Source organism: Cryobacterium sp. PH31-O1, from assembly GCF_030063455.1.
Lineage (GTDB): Bacteria > Actinomycetota > Actinomycetes > Actinomycetales > Microbacteriaceae > Cryobacterium.
Window position 1 is genome coordinate 168239 of sequence record NZ_JASITB010000003.1, and the last position, 15458, is coordinate 183696.

Consider the following 15458-nt stretch of genomic DNA (forward strand, 5'->3'; position numbering starts at 1 on the left):
GCGCCCCGCTCGCATACACGCCGCTCCCAGCCACCGTCCAGTTCGCTCAGAGCATGCACGGCAACAATCCCAAACCCTTGCTGTTTGCCTGCCCCAGTGCAGAATAGACCCATGGGTACAATGACGGCCACATACACCGCGAAGTTGACGGATGGGCCCCTTCAGGGCAAGACAATCACGACAACCTTCCTCGACTCGGGTGATCCGCAGCCCCGCATCGAGATTCCGGCCGACTCTGGCAAGCGCTATCTCTACGCGCGCGGCGCCGGCCTCGAGTTTGACGGTTCCGACTCCCCCGGCCGCCCAAGCGCGGTCGAGTACCGCTACCTCGAGGTACTCCTCTCCTAGTTCTCGTTCGCGCCCGGCCGGCATATCTGGCCGGCTTATCCAGTCGGCGTCTCCGGCGGCGGCCCGGCCCTGGCGCTCGCGGAAATGTCGATGCCGTGCACCCGACGCCGCACCGAAACGGATGCGATTAGCCCCGTCACCGTACAGCGTGTGACGGCCGTCTCATTCAGCGTTGCTGCGGCATCCGCTGCCGCGCAGGGGTAGCCCGCGATCGCCCCGGAGGCGGTGTCGGCGGCGGCGAGGGCTGCCGCATCGGCCGCATTTGCGACGGATCGTCCGACAGCGAGCAGCCCGAGGATCGACACGACCAGGGTGGTCAGCAGCACTGTGCCCGCGAGCACCGCGAGGGCCAGGATTGACCCAGCGCCGCGCTCGGAAAGTCGACCTTCGGCAGTACCGGCCGTCCAATGGACGCCCAGCGCGCTCATAAGCCGCCGGCCAGGGCGCAGGAGTGCGCTTCGAGGGTCAGGGCTACGAACAGCCCTGGCAGCCCCTGCGCCGTGACTCGGGTACAGACGAACTCCCCGCGGCGATCCGAAGACAGGCTTGCCCCGGTGACCGCGTTTCGCACGAGCCCAGCGGCCCGCCCCGCGCTGTCACCGCGCGCGAGCGCACGGGCGGCGCTGGCGGCGGCATCCGTCAACCGCACCTGCACGCCGACCACCTGAACGGCGCCGAGGCAACAGACCAGAACGAGCACAACCGCCGGCAGCGCCGTGGCGAATTCGGCCGTCGTGCTGCCCCGATTATCCCGAAGGCCGCGAAGACTCCGAAAACCCCAGCTACCCGATGCTGAGAGCACGACGCACCAGATCGGTGAGCATTCCCCGCACCTCGTCGCTGCGCAAAATGACGATGAGCAGCCCGGCAAATCCGACCGCGGCCATGGTGGCCACAACGTATTCCGCGGTCGCGGCACCAGCTTCGTCGGCCAGGCGTCGAAGCGCAGCGCGACCGCGCACGTCGGGTTTAGTGCTTGCTGCAGTTTCTGCTGGCGCTCCAGGCATCTTTGTATACACAGACTCGTCTCCTTCGGCGTCCATCGACGCTGGTTGGGCGGCACGAGCACGTTCACTCTGCTCGTGTCTGCTGGTCCGCGCTGGCGCATCCGCCCATCTGTGCAAAGTTTCAGAACGTCGTCAGGGTGGAGGAGAGCACACTGATCAGCAGCGGCACCACCCCGACGAGCATGAACGCAGGCAGCACGCACAATCCGAGCGGCAACATCAGCGTCACCGAAAGCGTCGCTGCCCGGCGCGCCCCCGCATTGCGGGCATCGCGGCGCAGTTGTTCGGCCTCACTGCGCAGCAATTCCGCGGCGGGAACCCCGGCGCGGATCGACAGGGCGAGCACCCGATCAATGGGATCAACGTCGGAATCGGAGGTGATGCCGTAGCGCCCGACCGCGGCATGAACCAGGGCCCGCGAACGGTCGACCGATCCGCCGCCGGACATGGCAATCGCCATGAGCTCCAGGCGCAGCCCGGGAGTCAGCTCCGTCGGGGCGGCCCGGCGCACGAGGGTGCGGCTCCAACTGGCGGCGGCGAGCATCAACAGCGCACCGCCACCAAGACAGACCAGACCCGGCACGGTCGCAAACAGGGTACGCAGGGAGTCGAAACCCATCAGACTGCCGAAAAGAACGCCGATCACCGGCAGCACCATGACCAGCCGGGCGGTCGCTCGCGGGGCAGCCAGGGCTACCTCCAGGTCGCGCTGCACCTGGGAGAGTTCTCGCAACGACGCGGCGAGTTCGCGGAGGCACCCGGCGAGCGGGGCGCCCGCCTGAGTCGCCACCTGCCAGGCGGCAGCGAGGCCGAGCCACGCGCTCTCAGCCTGCCCCGCCGAATCCCCCCGTCGCCCGGCGCGGGCCGAGGATGGCGCCGGGCGCACACCGCCGGCCGGCCGGTGCTCCCCCGCCTGCCGGCGTGCCTGGCCAGCGATCGCGTCGGCCACACTGTCGCCGCGGGTCGCCGCCCGGGCTGCAGCCCGAAGGATGCCCGTGGTCGCCGAAACAGCCCGGCTCGGCGGCGGGCTGCCCCTCCACCCGGCCGTTATCGGCTCAGTACCCGAACCGGCCGTCGCGTCCCTGGCCGGCAACAGATACCCCCACGCCGAGACCGGGGAGACGCCGGCCGACAGCAGTACCGCGAGCCGCTGGGTGACCGCCGCGACTTCCTCAAGCTGCGGCACCGCTTCAGCCGGCATCAGACCGCCTCGATTGACAGGCGGTCGCGGCCGTTGAGGGTGAACCGGCCGACCGCTTCGAGCCTGCGCACGCCGTCGGTGCGTTCCAGATGCAGCACCAGCCCGATCGCGCTCACCGTCTGCCGGGCCACGGCCGAGGCGCTCATCCCGGCAAGCGCTCCGAGTGCTTCCAACCGAGCCGGAACATCTTCGAGCGAATTCGCGTGCAGCGTGCCGGCTCCCCCGTCGTGCCCAGTGTTGAGGGCGGCGAGCAGCTCCCGAATCTCAGACCCGCGGCACTCACCCAGCACGAGGCGATCCGGCCGCATCCGCAGCGCCTCGCGCAGCAGCGCCTCGAGGCCGATGCGCCCGGCTCCCTCCAGATTGGCCTGCCGGGCTTCCAACGCGACGACGTGCGGGTGGCGGATGCGCAGCTCGGCCACATCTTCGATCGCAACGATGCGCTCGTCCGCGGGCGCTTCGCCGAGCAGCGCGGCCAGCAGGGTGGTCTTCCCGCTTCCTGCGGCACCGGTGATGAGCAGATTCTGACGGCCTCGCACCGCAGCGCGCAGCCGGCTCAGCCGGGCAGCGGATGCCTCCCCCACGCCGAACAATCCAGCTTCTGCGAGAGCACCGAGGCTTCGATCTGCGGCGTGCGGCAGTCGAATCGAGAGCAGCGTTCCGGTACTCGACACCGGCGGCAGCACAGCGTGCACCCGAATACCGTCGGCCAGACGCACATCCACGCACGGGCTAGCCTCGTCGATGTGCCGGCCGCCGAGCGCGATCAGCCGCACAGCCAATTCCCGCACCGCGGCCTCGCCGAGCTGCCACGCTGGCGCGAACGCGAGGCCGTGCCCGGCGTCGATCCACAGCCCGGAGTCGCCATTGACGAACAGGTCCGTGGTGTCGGGGTGTGCGGCGTAGCTCGCCAACGGTCCGAGCGCGCGCACATTCATCCGCTCGTTGCCGACCGCGGTCGGTTCAGCTTCAGGCATTGCCGCCGTGCGATGCCGAGCTGTCTTCGCGAGCGGCGGTGCAGCAGATTTGATACCGGCCGCCAGCGGCGTGCCAGGATCTGCCCGCGGCTCCACGACCGGAACGGCATACGACGGAACGGCAACGAAGGGCTGGCCCATGCTTCGAGGCTAGGACCGGGTGACCACGCGTCTGCTGCCGCGGTCGAATCTGTGCAGTGCCTGCTCGCCAGCCGGTCGGTGGAGGAGTCGGGTTAAAAAGAAGGGGCGGCACCTATTGGGGGGAACAGGTGCCGCCTAGCACCACGTAGATTGGGGGGAACCGTACGCGGTGCTGGTCAAAACTTTCGTTCAGACGTGTTTTAGTTTACGCAGCCGCGCCAAAATTGCAAGTCCATTGTCCTCATTTGAGAGGACACTCGCCTGGGGGGTAAAGTTTGCCCCCGAAACGAGGGGCCGTTTCTCAGTATTTCGTTTGTGTATACAGAGATTGACGCAAAACCGGTAGGGTTCAGGTGAGCTGGCAATGTCCTGCATGCACGTACCGCAAAGGAGCGAATTACACATATGACGGTTAAAATTGACACCCTCCTGCACGAATCGCGTCGATTCGCGCCCACTCCCGAGTTCGCCGCACAGACAGCAGCGACACCAGATCTGTACACCGACGCCCAGAAGGACCCGGCCACGTTTTGGGCTGATCAGGCCCGTAATCTGCTGCACTGGCACAAGCCATTCACCAAGACCCTCGACTGGACGAACCCCCCGTTCGCGAAGTGGTTCGAAGACGGCGAACTCAACGTCGCCTACAACTGCCTCGATCGCCACGTGCTGGCTGGCAACGGCGACCGCGTCGCGCTCTACTTCGAGGGTGAGCCCGGCGATTCGCGCAGCTATACCTACGCTGAACTGACCACCGAGGTCAAAAAGGCCGCCAACGTTCTGCTCGGACTCGGCGTCACGGCCGGTGACCGCGTGGCCGTCTACCTGCCGATGATTCCCGAGGCCGTCATCTCTATGCTCGCCGTCGCCCGGATCGGTGCCGTGCACTCCGTCATCTTCGGCGGGTTCAGCGCGGAGAGCCTGCGCTCCCGCATCGACGACGCCAACGCCGTGCTCGTCATCACCGCCGATGGTGGCTACCGCAAGGGCAAGGTGAGCGCACTCAAGCCGGCCGTGGACGCCGCCCTGCAGAGCAACGACTCCTCGGTGAAGAACGTGCTCGTAGTCAAGCGCACCGGCCAGGATGTGCAGTGGAACGACCGCGACATCTGGTGGTCCGACGCCTTGGACGCCGCTTCGCCCGAGCACGAAGCGCAGGCTTTCCCGGCCGAGAACCCGCTCTTCATTCTGTATACATCGGGCACGACCGGCGCGCCGAAGGGCATCCTGCACACCAGCGGCGGCTACCTCACCCAGAATGCGTTCACCCACCAGAACGTTTTCGACCTCAAGCCCGAAACGGATGTCTACTGGTGCACCGCCGACGTCGGCTGGATCACCGGACACAGCTACGTGGTTTACGGACCGCTCGCCAACGGCGCCACCCAGGTGCTCTACGAGGGCACCCCCGATTCCCCGCACACCGGCCGCTGGTGGGAGATCATCGAGAAGTACAAGGTCTCGATTCTGTATACAGCGCCAACCGCCATCCGCACGTTCATGAAACTCGGCCGTCAGATTCCGCAGAAGTTCGACCTGTCCAGCCTGCGCGTACTCGGTTCGGTGGGCGAGCCCATCAACCCCGAAGCCTGGATGTGGTACCGGGAGGTCATCGGCAGCAACCTCACGCCGATCGTAGACACCTGGTGGCAGACCGAGACCGGATCGATCATGGTCTCGGCCCTGGCCGGTCTCACCGAGACGAAGCCGGGCGCTGCCCAGGTTCCCGTTCCCGGCATCACGATCGACGTGCTCGACGACGACGGCCAGCACGTCGGTCACGGCAACGGCGGGCTCCTCGTAGTCACGCAGCCCTGGCCGGCCATGCTCCGCGGCATCTGGGGCGACCCTGAACGCTTCAAGGAGACCTACTGGGACAAGTTCGACGGCACCACCGGCGCGAAGGACGGCCCGCTGTACTTCGCCGGCGACGGCGCCCGTCTCGACCACGACGGTGATATCTGGCTGCTCGGCCGCGTTGACGACGTCATGAACGTGTCGGGCCACCGCCTGTCCACCGCCGAGATCGAGTCGTCCCTCGTGGCCCACTCCCTCACGGCTGAAGCCGCTGTGGTCGGCGCCGCCGATGAGACCACCGGTCAGGCGGTCGTCGCGTTCGTGGTGATCAAGTTCAGCCAGGCTGAGATCGCCTCGCACGAGGACATCGTCAGCATTCTGCGGGCGCACGTTGCCCAGCAGATCGGTGCCATCGCCCGCCCGCGCGACATCTATATCGTCGACGAGCTGCCGAAGACCCGTTCAGGCAAGATCATGCGGCGCCTGCTGCGCGACGCGGCCGAGGGGCGCGACGTCGGCGACGTGACGACCCTCGCCGACACCATGGTGATGAACACCATCACGTCGCAGATGAAGAAGTAGCAGCTGCTTAAATAAAGCGGATGCCGCTCCCCCGGTGGGGAGCGGCATCCGCTTTTTTGCGCAGGTAGCGCTTACGCGAAGGCGACGACGAATTCGATCTCGACCGGGGCATCCAGCGGCAGCACCGCCACGCCAACGGCCGACCGCGCGTGGCGGCCGAGGTCGCCGAAGATCTCGACGAGTACGTCGGAGGCACCGTTAACGACGGTCGGCTGGCCGGTGAATGACGGGTCGGACGCGACGAAACCGGTTACCTTGACGACCTGAGTGATGCGGTCGAGCGACCCAATTGCGCTCTTGATGGCCGCAAGACCATTGAGCGCGCAGGTGCGGGCGTACTCCTGAGCGTCAGCGGCGGGAACGAGGCCGTGACCGTCGCCAACCTTGCCGGCGGCGGGTAGGGCGCCCGACACCATGGGCAGCTGCCCGGCAGTGTAGACGAACCCGTTGCTGATGACTGCGGGCAGGTAGGCGGCGACCGGGGGAACGACACCGGGCAGTTCAATGCCCAGTTCAGCCAGGCGTGCTTCGATCTTCGACACGGTTATGCCTCTTCCTTTGGGGCGAGTGGGCGTTTCAGATAAGCGACGAGGCCACCTTCTGGGCCGGGTACGACCTGCACGAGTTCCCACCCGTCGGTGCCCCAGTTGTTCAAAATGGCGGCCGTATTGTGGATCATCAACGGCGTTGTGAGGTATTCCCAGGCGGGCATGTGACTCCTATTGAGGCGGGCATTCAGATTTGTCGTTTAAGCTCAAGTCTATGTCTGCCAAAAATCGAACCGTGAGCGGGGCTCTGGGGGGTTTCCTGGGTCTCGTCGGGATGAGTGCCGTTGCCGGTATTCTCGTGACCGCCGCCGTCGCCCCTGCCGTTGCCCTGTCCGGCATGGCCGCTACGAACACCATCAACGTGTTCGACAGCCTGCCCGAGTATCTCGCCATCGATCAGCTCGCCCAGAAAAGCAATATCTACGCCTCGACCAACGCCGAGGACCCGGTAGGTACCCGCGTGCTCCTCGCCTCGTTCTACGAGCAAAACCGAGTTGACGTTGCATCCGACGCGATCAGTCAGTTCGCTAAGGATGCCGCCATCGCCGGTGAAGACCCGCGTTTCAGGCAGCACGGCGGTGTGGACATCCAGTCCAGCTTCAATGGTGCTGTGCAAACCCTGGCCGGTGGCGGAACCCGCGGTGGCTCATCGATCACCCAGCAATACGTAAAAAATGTGCTCATTCAAAAGTGCGAGGTAATGACCGACGCCGCTAAGGCGAAGGAATGCTATACGGATGCGACCCAGACCACCGCCGACCGCAAGCTGCGCGAGATGCGTCTCGCCATCGGCTTGGAAAAGAAGTACGACAAAGCCGACATTCTTCGCGGCTATCTGAATATCGCCGGCTATGGCGGAACGGTCTACGGGATCGAAGCCGCCGCCAACTACTACTACAACACCACCGCGATCAATCTGACACTGCCGCAGGCCGCGAGCCTCGTGGCGATCGTGAACAACCCGCAGAAATTTCAGCTCGATCGCCCCAACAGCGAAACCAACGGTGCGGCCAATGGTTACGCGGCCAACAAGGATCGTCGCGATTACATCCTTCAAGAAATGCAGAAGTACGACAAGATCAGCCAGGCAGACTATGACGCAGCGATCGCCACGCCCATCGAGCCCGTCATCACCGTGCCGAGTACCGGCTGCCAGACGGCCGGCGACAACGCTTTCTTCTGCGATTACGTAACAAAGGTCCTCAAAAACGACCCGACCTTCGGCGCGACGGAGGAAGAGCGCGTGGCTAACTTCAGCCGTGGAGGCTTCAACGTTTATACGACGCTCGACCTGGATCTTCAAGCCACCTCCGTGGCCGCACTCAACGCGAACGTTCCCAAGGTCGTCAACGATTGGAACATCGGTGGCGTCGTCTCCAGCGTAAAGGTTGGTACCGGAGCTATCCTCGTGATGGCTCAGAATAAGGATTACAGCCAAGACCCTGCCGTACAGGCCACCGGTGCGAACTACACGAGCCTCAATTACAACACCGACCACGCGTACGGCGGATCGAATGGATTTCAACCCGGTTCTACCTACAAGGTATTCACCCTCGCCGAGTGGCTCAAAGAGGGCCACGCGCTCACTGAGCGCGTCGACTCCCGCCGTAAATCCAACTGGGGCGTTTTTCAGGACAGCTGTTTGGGACCACAGAACTATGACGCCCAAGACTTCAACCCCCGTAACGACGGAGGCAGTAGTGAATCAAACCCCAACTATTCTGCCCTGCAGTCCACGACTGGCTCCATTAACACCGGCTTTATCGGTATGGCCAAGAAGCTGGACCTGTGCGGCATTCGTAAGACTGCCGAGTCATTTGGCGTCCATCGCGCGGATGGAGGCGACCTCGGCCAAAACGCCGCTTCAGTGCTGGGTACCAATGAAATCGCACCCCTGACCATGGCTGCGGCCTTCGCCGGTATCGCCAACAATGGCATGACCTGCACGCCGGTTGCCATCACGAAGATGATCCGCTCCGACGGTACCGAATTGCCAATTCCGAAATCGAACTGTACCCAGTCGGTCGAGCCCGCGGTAGCCGCCGGAATGCAGTACGCCATGCAAACGGTCATGACCAATGGAACGGCGCGATCCTCCAACGCAGCGACTTCGCCGCGCCCGCCGATGATCGGCAAGACCGGCACCACCGACTCCGCTAAGGACACCTGGATGAGCGGTGCAACCACCCAGGTCGCCACGGTGGTTGGCGTAGTCAACGTCGGGGGCTCGAACTGGAAGAACCAGCGCAGCTACAAGTCCAGGCTGTTTGGTAAGGATGCCTCTACGGCGCGCCACCGTATCTGGCCCCTGGTCATGTCGGCCGCCAACGCAAAGTACGGCGGGGATGACTTTCCTGAGGCCTCATCGAACGTGATCAACGCGGTGGCCGTTCCGGTTCCTGATGTGCGCGGCAAGTCCATGGCCGAGGCCAAATCCACCATCCAGGCGGCTGGTTTCTTGTTCGTCGACGGCGGTGTGACCACCTCGGAGATGCCCGCCGGGACCGTGGCCAACACGGATCCTGCTGGCGGCTCGGCATCCACTCGCGGTGCCACCGTTACCGCCTTCTCGAGTGATGGTTCGGGGGTGACCGTTCCCGATGTCATTGGCAAGAACGAAACGGATGCCCGCACCACACTCACCGCAGCTCCGTACACCTTCACCGTGGCCAAGCTGGAGCAGGCAACCACCGACAAGGCCCAGGATGGCAAGGTTGTTGCCGTTCAGCCGGGTGTGGGAACGGCCAGCCGTCCCGGTGCTGCCCTGACCATCGTCATCGGCAAGTACGCACCGGCGCCCGCAGCCTCCGCTCCGGGCAGTGCCCCCGACAAGAAGAACGGATGAGCGCGCGTCGCCGCCTCGGCGAGGGCGGGCAGCTCGTCGGCAGGTCGCTCGCGGCGGCGGGCGCGCTCGGCCTCGCCGCCTTCGCCTGGGGCGCCCTGGTAGAACGCAACCGGTTCACCCTGCGTGAGGTGAGCGTTCCGGTGCTCGCACCGGGTTCCGCCCCGATTCGCGTGCTGCATCTCTCTGACCTGCACATGGCGCCATGGCAGAAAAACAAGCAGGAGTGGGTGCGCGGCCTCGCCGCGCTGAAGCCCGACCTCGTGGTCGACACCGGCGACAACCTCGGCCACGAAGACGGCGTGACCGGCATCGAGTATGCCCTCGCGCCGTTCCGCGGAATTCCCGGCGTATTCGTCAACGGGTCCAACGACTACATCGGGCCTCAGCTGAAGAACCCGTTCACCTACTTCGGCGGGCCGTCGAGCCGGCGCAGCATGCGCCGCGAAGAACTCGACACCGACGCGCTGCGCCGCGTGTTCGCCGACCTCGGCTGGACCGACATCAACAATGCGGCCGAGTCCCTCGACCTGAACGGCACCCACGTCGAATTCTTCGGCGTCGACGACCCGCACATCGGCCGGGATCGGCTCGACCTGATCACCCGGGCGATCGACGACCTGCGGGCCAACGACCCGCTCGGCGATGATGTCTGGCCCGACCCGGAGGAAGCCGTCGCCCAGCGGTCGACTCTCACGGTCGGCGTCGCCCACGCACCGTACCAGCGGGTGCTGAACTCCTTCGTGAACCATGGCGCGCAGCTGATCCTGGCCGGGCACACCCACGGCGGCCAGGTCTGCGTGCCCGGCTTCGGCGCGCTCGTGACCAACTGCGATATCCCGCGCCGCCAGGTCAAGGGTCTGAGCACCTGGAACCACGGCCTGCGCACAGCGTTCCTGAATGTCTCGGCCGGCCTGGGCACCTCGATCTACGCGCCGGTGCGGTTCGCCTGCCCGCCCGAGGCGACCCTGCTCACCCTGACCGCCGGCTAACTACTCGCTCAATTCGTCGTGGGGGGCCAAGAGCGCCTATACTGATTGAGGCCTACGGGCCATCGGGGTATGGCGCAGCTTGGTAGCGCGCGTCGTTCGGGACGACGAGGTCGCAGGTTCAAATCCTGTTACCCCGACAGCACAAGGAATTGCAATTAAACCCCCACTCATTGCGAGTGGGGGTTCTGTTGTAGGATCTTCTGTCGGCATCAGCATTACTCTTGCCGAGGATCGCCGGGAGACCGGCGCGAATGGATTTCTTGCATGTTCGCAACTCCCGCCAGCACACCACCATTCGTTCCACGCAGGGCCTGGCAGGCCCTCATCGTGCTGCTCGCCGGCATGTTCATGGCCTTGCTCGACACGACGATCGTGAACGTGGCGCTGCCGAGCATCCGCACCAGCCTGGACGCCAGCGAAGCGACTCTTTCGTGGATCATTTCCGGCTACGCGCTCGCTTTCGGCCTCGCACTCATTCCGGCTGGCCGGGTCGGCGACCGCTACGGCCACAAATGGGTCTTCTTTACCGGTCTCGCCCTGTTTACCCTGGCGAGCCTTGCCTGCGGCCTGGCACAGGACGACCTTCAGCTCATCATCTCTCGCGTCGTGCAGGGCCTGGCCGGCGGCATGTTTGTGCCGGCGGTGACCGCCGTCATTCAACTGATGTTCCCGCCGGCCGCCCGCGGCAAGGCCTATGCGATCATGGGCTCGGTGATCGGTGTGTCTACCGCGCTCGGCCCGATCGTGGGCGGTCTTATCATTGAGGCGTTCGGTGTTGACAACGGTTGGCGGCTGGTGTTCTGGGTCAACCTGCCCATCGGTCTTCTCGCTCTCATTGCCACCGTATTCTTGCTGCCCAGCGGCGCCGCCCTCCCCAAAACGACGCAGGTGTCGCGAGCGGGCATCGACTGGCTCGGACTCGTGCTCATTTCTGCCGGACTCGTTGCACTCCTCGTTCCACTCATCGAGGGGCAGGACCAGGGCTGGCCACTGTGGACCTTCCTCACTCTCGCCGCAGGGGCTTTGCTCGTGGTGGCTTTCGGCGCGTGGGAGGTCGGCGTCGCAAGGCGTAACGGTAGCCCCCTCGTGCCACCCCACCTGTTTTCGCACCCAGCATTCACCGGTGGTGTCATTCTTGCGTTGGTCTACTTTGCGGCTTTCACCAGCATTTTCTTTACTATCTCTATTCTCTGGCAGGCGGGTCTCGGGCACACCGCCCTGGAATCGGGCATCGTCTCCATTCCCTTCGCCATCGGCACGATTCTGGCAGCCTCGCAGAGCGATCGACTGGCTAAACGTCTCGGACGCACCGTGCTTGTTGTGGGTGTAGCCCTCGTCACCATTGGTCTTATCTGGATCTGGCTGGTCATGCTGCTCACGACGCCGGGCGACCTCACCAATTGGCACTTGCTTCCCCCTCTGTTTATCGCTGGCGTTGGTAGCGGGTTCTTCATCGCTCCGAACGTGTCCTTCATCGTGGCGACCGTCGACCGCTCCGAGGCCGGTGGGGCGAGCGGCGTGGTCGGGGTCATGCAGCGCGTCGGCAGCGCCGTCGGTATCGCCGTGATCGGCAGCGTCTTCTTCGGAACGCTGACGGTTACCGGCCCCGGAGCGGATGCCCTCGCCGTCGCGTTCACGCACAGCGCCACCATGGCGATGGCAGTCAGCGCCGGGTTCGCCGTGCTCGCGCTCGTGCTGGTGTTCGCGCTGCCGAAGCGGGTCGCCGGAAACGGCCCGGCCACCACTGCGGGGTAGGCCAGTTGCCTGCGCAGCACGACTCATGACCCCGATTCGCCAACGTCGGCATGGCCTGCTGCGCCGTGGCGCCCTGTGGCTTGCGCTGGCCTACGTTGTCGCCCTGGCCGCGATCGCCTTCTGGCCGACACCCGTCGATCGCGGCGTGCACGGGTCGATTTCGTCCGTTGTACTCTGGCTGCACTCCCACGGCATTCCAACCTGGCTGGACTATCCGGCCATTGAATTCACCGCGAACATCGCCCTGTTCATACCGGTGGGCCTGCTCGTCGTCGTGCTCGCCGGAGCTCGCCGCTGGTGGCTCGGCCCGGTGACCGGCGCGCTAGTGAGCACTATGATCGAACTCGGCCAGTTCCTTTTTCTGCCGGGGCGGTTTGCCACGGTCAACGACGTCGTCGCGAACGGTCTCGGCGCGCTGCTCGGCGCCGGTCTCGCGGTCGGGGTGCTTCGACTAGTCCTGGGACCGCGCCGGTCGCCGCACCTGACCTAGCGGCTGAAAAACCCGGGTTGGACCTCGAGGACTCACTCTGCTACCTTCGGCAGAATGAAGCGTCGAGAGTTTCTCACTTTATCAACTGCTGGTGCAGCCACACTCGGTTTGGGTGCGCTCGGCACACCAGCCGCTTTCGCAGCCACCGCTCCGAAGCTCCCCGGAGAGGTGTCGCGCCTGTCGAATGTGCTCACCCAGAAGGGCAAGAAGCTCTACGACAACATCGAGGTGGACATCGGTGGTGATCGGGCCCGATTGTTCATTCCGCAGACGATCTCGCGCAACTCCAGCACCTCGGTGGGCGCGGTGTGGTTTTACCACGCGGCATCCAGCTCGCACAACGCCCTCAACGGTGGCTTCAAGTACCCCGCAGAGCTCGTCGTCGACCAGAACACCATCGCCATCTGCATCAACGCCGGCGGCACCCAGTACACCAACTCCATCGCGACCACTGCCCAAAAGAACGCCTGGACCTACCTCACTGCGCTCTACACCGTGCGCCGCAACTTTCTGCGCGCCACGTCATTCGGCGGGTCCCTGGCCTGCTATACCTACGGCAAGAAGCTCATCCCCTACATTCGCGGCCTCTACATGGTCAACGCCCTCTACGACAACGAGTGGCTTTACGCCTATGACACCCAGAACCAGGCCCACGTCGGCGACGCCTACGGCAACGACCGCACACTGATCAAGGGCACCAATCCGGCGCGTATCAGCGCGACGCCGTGGACCAACAGCCGGGTCAAGGTGCTCGTCTCAGACGACGCCCACCCCGACAACGTTGTTGTTCCCAGCAGGAACGGACTCGCCCTGATCAATAAGATCAAACCGGTCGCCGCCGACACCCAGGTGATGTACCACACGCTCGCCCACGAGACGCCGGGTTTCGCCCACACGGACATGATGAAGACCTTTGCGCAGTGGTCAGTTTAGTGCAGTGGTCCGTTTAGTGCAGTGGTCCGGGTAGTGCAGTGGTCCGGGTAGTGCAGTGGTCCGGGTAGTGCAGTGGTCCGGGTAGTGCACCAGACGCGGGTCGATTGGGTTGATGGCGCCAAAGGCATCGCCATCCTGCTGGTTGCCCTCGCGCACGCGGTGCAGTGGACCGTGCTCAGCGGCCTGGCCCCCGAGCTGTGGAACAAGATCAACCTCGTCTTCATCGTGTTTCGCATGCCGTTGTTCTTTCTCGCCTCCGGACTGTTCGCCACCTCGGTCATCACCCGCGCCTGGCCCGCCCTGTGGCGCACCCGGCTGAGCCTGCTCGTCTGGTCGCTGCTGGTCTGGACACTCGTGCGCTTCGCGTATTTCTCCCTACTGCCCAACCCCGCCGGTTTCAGCGAGACCAACCCGATCGACCTGCTGCTCGCCCCGGTGCGCCCGAGCAACGGCCTCTGGTTTCTCTACGCCCTCGCCCTGTTCTTCGTGGCCGCCAAGCTTATGCGAGGCCGCATCGACTGGCGGGTGCAGATCGGCGCCGCCGCGGTGCTGTCGGTGCTGTTTTTCGCCCGCGCCGATACCGGCAACATCGCCTGGAACGGCATCGGTCGCTACTTGGTGTTCTTTCTGCTCGGCTGCTACCTGCGCGAGCGGATCCTCGCTTTCGTCAATCGGCCCAGCCGCTTCGGCGCGCTCTGGCTGGGCCTCGGTTTCGGTGCGGCTTTTCTCGTGCTGGCTGGCGTCATCCTCACCGTCGACGCGCGGGTTCCATTCATTACGGGCACCCTCGTGCTGGTCAGCCTGCTCGCCCTCGGCGCGGGCCTTCTGGTAGCCCGGTTCCTGGTCGGCTTTCGCGCCATGAATTGGCTGGCCTACGTCGGTCGCAATACCCTGCCGATCTACGTCGTGCACGTTCTGTTCGTCTCAGCCATCACCAGCCTGCTGCTGCTCTACCGCGGCGAGGCCTGGCTCGACCGTCTCGGCCCCGTGTTGCCCGTGCTCGTCGCCGGCGGTGCCGTCGCCGCCTCGCTGCTGTTCTGGCGCCTCGTGCGCGACCTGCCGGTGCTTCGGTACGGGTTCGTCGTTCCGACCTGGTTCGCGGGGCGCGCGCCGGGGGTGACAGCGGCAGTGCCGGCAGGTTCGGCAGAGCGGATGCTGCCGCGCAACGAGTGAGACGATCACGCCGCCGCCAGCGCGCGCTCACGGTGCTCACCGGTCTGGTGCTGCTGGCCGTCGGCCTGCTGGCCGTCACAACCCGAACGGTGATGTTTCCGCGGACAGATCCGCCCGGGCCCGCCGACGCGATCGTCGTGCTCGGTGGACTCGGAAGCGCAGCCGTGGTGGCGACGGCCGTCGACCTTGCCACAGCGGGTTACAGCGGGCGCGTCCTCATCTCTGATGCGTTCGGTGGCGACACCCGCCCGGCGAATCTGTGCGCTCGCCCGGTGCCTGTGCCTGGCACGACGATCGAGGTCGAGTGCTTCGACCCACAGCCGACCACGACCCGCGGTGAAGCCGAAACGATTGCCGCGTTTGCGACCGCGCGAGGCTGGGATCGGGTGATCGTGGTCACCTCGAGCTATCACGTGAGCCGGGCCCGGCTGCAGATTCGCCGGTGTTACGCCGGGTGGCTCGCGGTGATCGGCGCCCGGCAGCCGATGGACCCGCTGAAATGGGCCTACCAATTCGGCTATCAGAGCGCCGGTTTTCTGAAGGCCCAGGTCATTCCCAGCTGTTGACTCCGAGCCCCGCGACGCCGAACAAGTCCCGATGATGGCATCGCGCTGGGTCATGAGGGCGCTCCGATCTGCTCGGAATATCGGATACCACCGAGTTCGGCTGGCG

Annotated in this window: 16 protein-coding genes and 1 tRNA gene; 10 read left to right on the plus strand and 7 right to left on the minus strand. The window is 65.1% G+C overall.

Translation table 11 applies throughout. The features are described 5' to 3' along the window. Positions 1-111: 111 nt before the first annotated feature. The gene (locus QMK31_RS08005; RefSeq protein WP_283500426.1) at positions 112-348 is read left to right on the plus strand and encodes a hypothetical protein; all 237 of its coding nucleotides are present in this window, start codon (positions 112-114) and stop codon (positions 346-348) included. A gap of 35 nt (positions 349-383) precedes the next feature. Here the strand turns inward: QMK31_RS08005 and QMK31_RS08010 are convergent, their stop codons facing one another. From QMK31_RS08010 to QMK31_RS08030, 5 genes are all read right to left on the minus strand, one after another. Further along, on the minus strand, positions 384-776 hold the full coding sequence (locus tag QMK31_RS08010) for an Rv3654c family TadE-like protein (protein ID WP_283500427.1): 393 nt from the start codon (positions 774-776) through the stop codon (positions 384-386). Beyond that, positions 773-1150, minus strand: coding sequence for a TadE family type IV pilus minor pilin (locus tag QMK31_RS08015; RefSeq protein WP_283500428.1), 378 nt, complete (start codon positions 1148-1150; stop codon positions 773-775). Before QMK31_RS08015 ends, QMK31_RS08010 begins: the two co-directional genes overlap by 4 nt. Beyond that, positions 1131-1367 (minus strand): DUF4244 domain-containing protein, encoded by a 237-nt coding sequence (locus QMK31_RS08020; protein ID WP_283500429.1) that lies wholly within the window; start codon positions 1365-1367, stop codon positions 1131-1133. Before QMK31_RS08020 ends, QMK31_RS08015 begins: the two co-directional genes overlap by 20 nt. 109 nt (positions 1368-1476) lie before the next feature. Continuing rightward, positions 1477-2556 carry a type II secretion system F family protein gene (locus QMK31_RS08025; protein ID WP_283500430.1) on the minus strand — a complete coding sequence of 360 codons (1080 nt, stop codon included), beginning with the start codon at positions 2554-2556 and terminating at the stop codon, positions 1477-1479. Further along, on the minus strand, positions 2556-3674 hold the full coding sequence (locus QMK31_RS08030) for a TadA family conjugal transfer-associated ATPase (RefSeq protein ID WP_283500431.1): 1119 nt from the start codon (positions 3672-3674) through the stop codon (positions 2556-2558). Before QMK31_RS08030 ends, QMK31_RS08025 begins: the two co-directional genes overlap by 1 nt. Positions 3675-4079: 405 nt before the next feature. Here QMK31_RS08030 and acs point away from each other — a divergent pair, with 405 nt between their 5' ends. Further along, positions 4080-6053: an acetate--CoA ligase gene (gene acs / locus QMK31_RS08035; RefSeq protein ID WP_283500432.1), complete on the plus strand. Its 1974-nt coding sequence runs from the start codon at positions 4080-4082 to the stop codon at positions 6051-6053. A 71-nt stretch (positions 6054-6124) separates the two neighbouring features. On the opposite strand, the gene QMK31_RS08040 is transcribed toward acs, so the two are convergent. Continuing rightward, on the minus strand, positions 6125-6595 hold the full coding sequence (locus QMK31_RS08040; RefSeq protein WP_283500433.1) for a RidA family protein: 471 nt from the start codon (positions 6593-6595) through the stop codon (positions 6125-6127). Between the two features lie 2 nt (positions 6596-6597). Further along, complete coding sequence (sp36, locus tag QMK31_RS08045; protein WP_166788150.1) at positions 6598-6765, minus strand: Sp36 family protein; 168 nt, start codon at positions 6763-6765, stop codon at positions 6598-6600. A 71-nt stretch (positions 6766-6836) separates the two neighbouring features. Between sp36 and QMK31_RS08050 the strand changes: the two genes are divergently transcribed. The 8 genes from QMK31_RS08050 to QMK31_RS08085 all read left to right on the plus strand — a co-directional run bounded on the left by QMK31_RS08050 (position 6837) and on the right by QMK31_RS08085 (position 15352). Next, positions 6837-9446 (plus strand): transglycosylase domain-containing protein, encoded by a 2610-nt coding sequence (locus tag QMK31_RS08050; protein WP_283500434.1) that lies wholly within the window; start codon positions 6837-6839, stop codon positions 9444-9446. After that, complete coding sequence (locus tag QMK31_RS08055; RefSeq protein ID WP_283500435.1) at positions 9443-10435, plus strand: metallophosphoesterase; 993 nt, start codon at positions 9443-9445, stop codon at positions 10433-10435. Before QMK31_RS08050 ends, QMK31_RS08055 begins: the two co-directional genes overlap by 4 nt. A 63-nt stretch (positions 10436-10498) precedes the next feature. Then, a tRNA-Pro gene (locus QMK31_RS08060) sits at positions 10499-10572 on the plus strand. A gap of 127 nt (positions 10573-10699) precedes the next feature. After that, complete coding sequence (locus QMK31_RS08065; protein ID WP_283500436.1) at positions 10700-12190, plus strand: MFS transporter; 1491 nt, start codon at positions 10700-10702, stop codon at positions 12188-12190. A gap of 25 nt (positions 12191-12215) precedes the next feature. Further along, complete coding sequence (locus QMK31_RS08070) at positions 12216-12680, plus strand: VanZ family protein (RefSeq protein ID WP_283500437.1); 465 nt, start codon at positions 12216-12218, stop codon at positions 12678-12680. Between the two features lie 54 nt (positions 12681-12734). Beyond that, on the plus strand, positions 12735-13613 hold the full coding sequence (locus QMK31_RS08075) for a hypothetical protein (protein ID WP_283500438.1): 879 nt from the start codon (positions 12735-12737) through the stop codon (positions 13611-13613). An 84-nt stretch (positions 13614-13697) separates the two neighbouring features. After that, positions 13698-14786 (plus strand): acyltransferase family protein, encoded by a 1089-nt coding sequence (locus tag QMK31_RS08080; RefSeq protein WP_283500439.1) that lies wholly within the window; start codon positions 13698-13700, stop codon positions 14784-14786. Then, complete coding sequence (locus tag QMK31_RS08085) at positions 14783-15352, plus strand: YdcF family protein (protein WP_283500440.1); 570 nt, start codon at positions 14783-14785, stop codon at positions 15350-15352. The genes QMK31_RS08080 and QMK31_RS08085 overlap by 4 nt, the downstream gene beginning before the upstream one ends. Positions 15353-15458 lie beyond the last annotated feature (106 nt).

Excerpts from the sequence above, each read along its gene's own strand:
- QMK31_RS08010 (WP_283500427.1), bottom strand. The coding sequence starts at position 776 with ATGAGCGCGCTGGGCGTCCATTGGACGGCCGGTACTGCCGAAGGTCGA.
- QMK31_RS08030 (WP_283500431.1), bottom strand. The coding sequence starts at position 3,674 with ATGGGCCAGCCCTTCGTTGCCGTTCCGTCGTATGCCGTTCCGGTCGTG.
- QMK31_RS08055 (WP_283500435.1), top strand. The coding sequence starts at position 9,443 with ATGAGCGCGCGTCGCCGCCTCGGCGAGGGCGGGCAGCTCGTCGGCAGG.
- QMK31_RS08025 (WP_283500430.1), bottom strand. The coding sequence starts at position 2,556 with ATGCCGGCTGAAGCGGTGCCGCAGCTTGAGGAAGTCGCGGCGGTCACC.
- QMK31_RS08070 (WP_283500437.1), top strand. The coding sequence starts at position 12,216 with ATGACCCCGATTCGCCAACGTCGGCATGGCCTGCTGCGCCGTGGCGCC.
- acs (WP_283500432.1), top strand. The coding sequence starts at position 4,080 with ATGACGGTTAAAATTGACACCCTCCTGCACGAATCGCGTCGATTCGCG.
- QMK31_RS08075 (WP_283500438.1), top strand. The coding sequence starts at position 12,735 with ATGAAGCGTCGAGAGTTTCTCACTTTATCAACTGCTGGTGCAGCCACA.
- QMK31_RS08065 (WP_283500436.1), top strand. The coding sequence starts at position 10,700 with ATGTTCGCAACTCCCGCCAGCACACCACCATTCGTTCCACGCAGGGCC.
- QMK31_RS08005 (WP_283500426.1), top strand. The coding sequence starts at position 112 with ATGGGTACAATGACGGCCACATACACCGCGAAGTTGACGGATGGGCCC.
- sp36 (WP_166788150.1), bottom strand. The coding sequence starts at position 6,765 with ATGCCCGCCTGGGAATACCTCACAACGCCGTTGATGATCCACAATACG.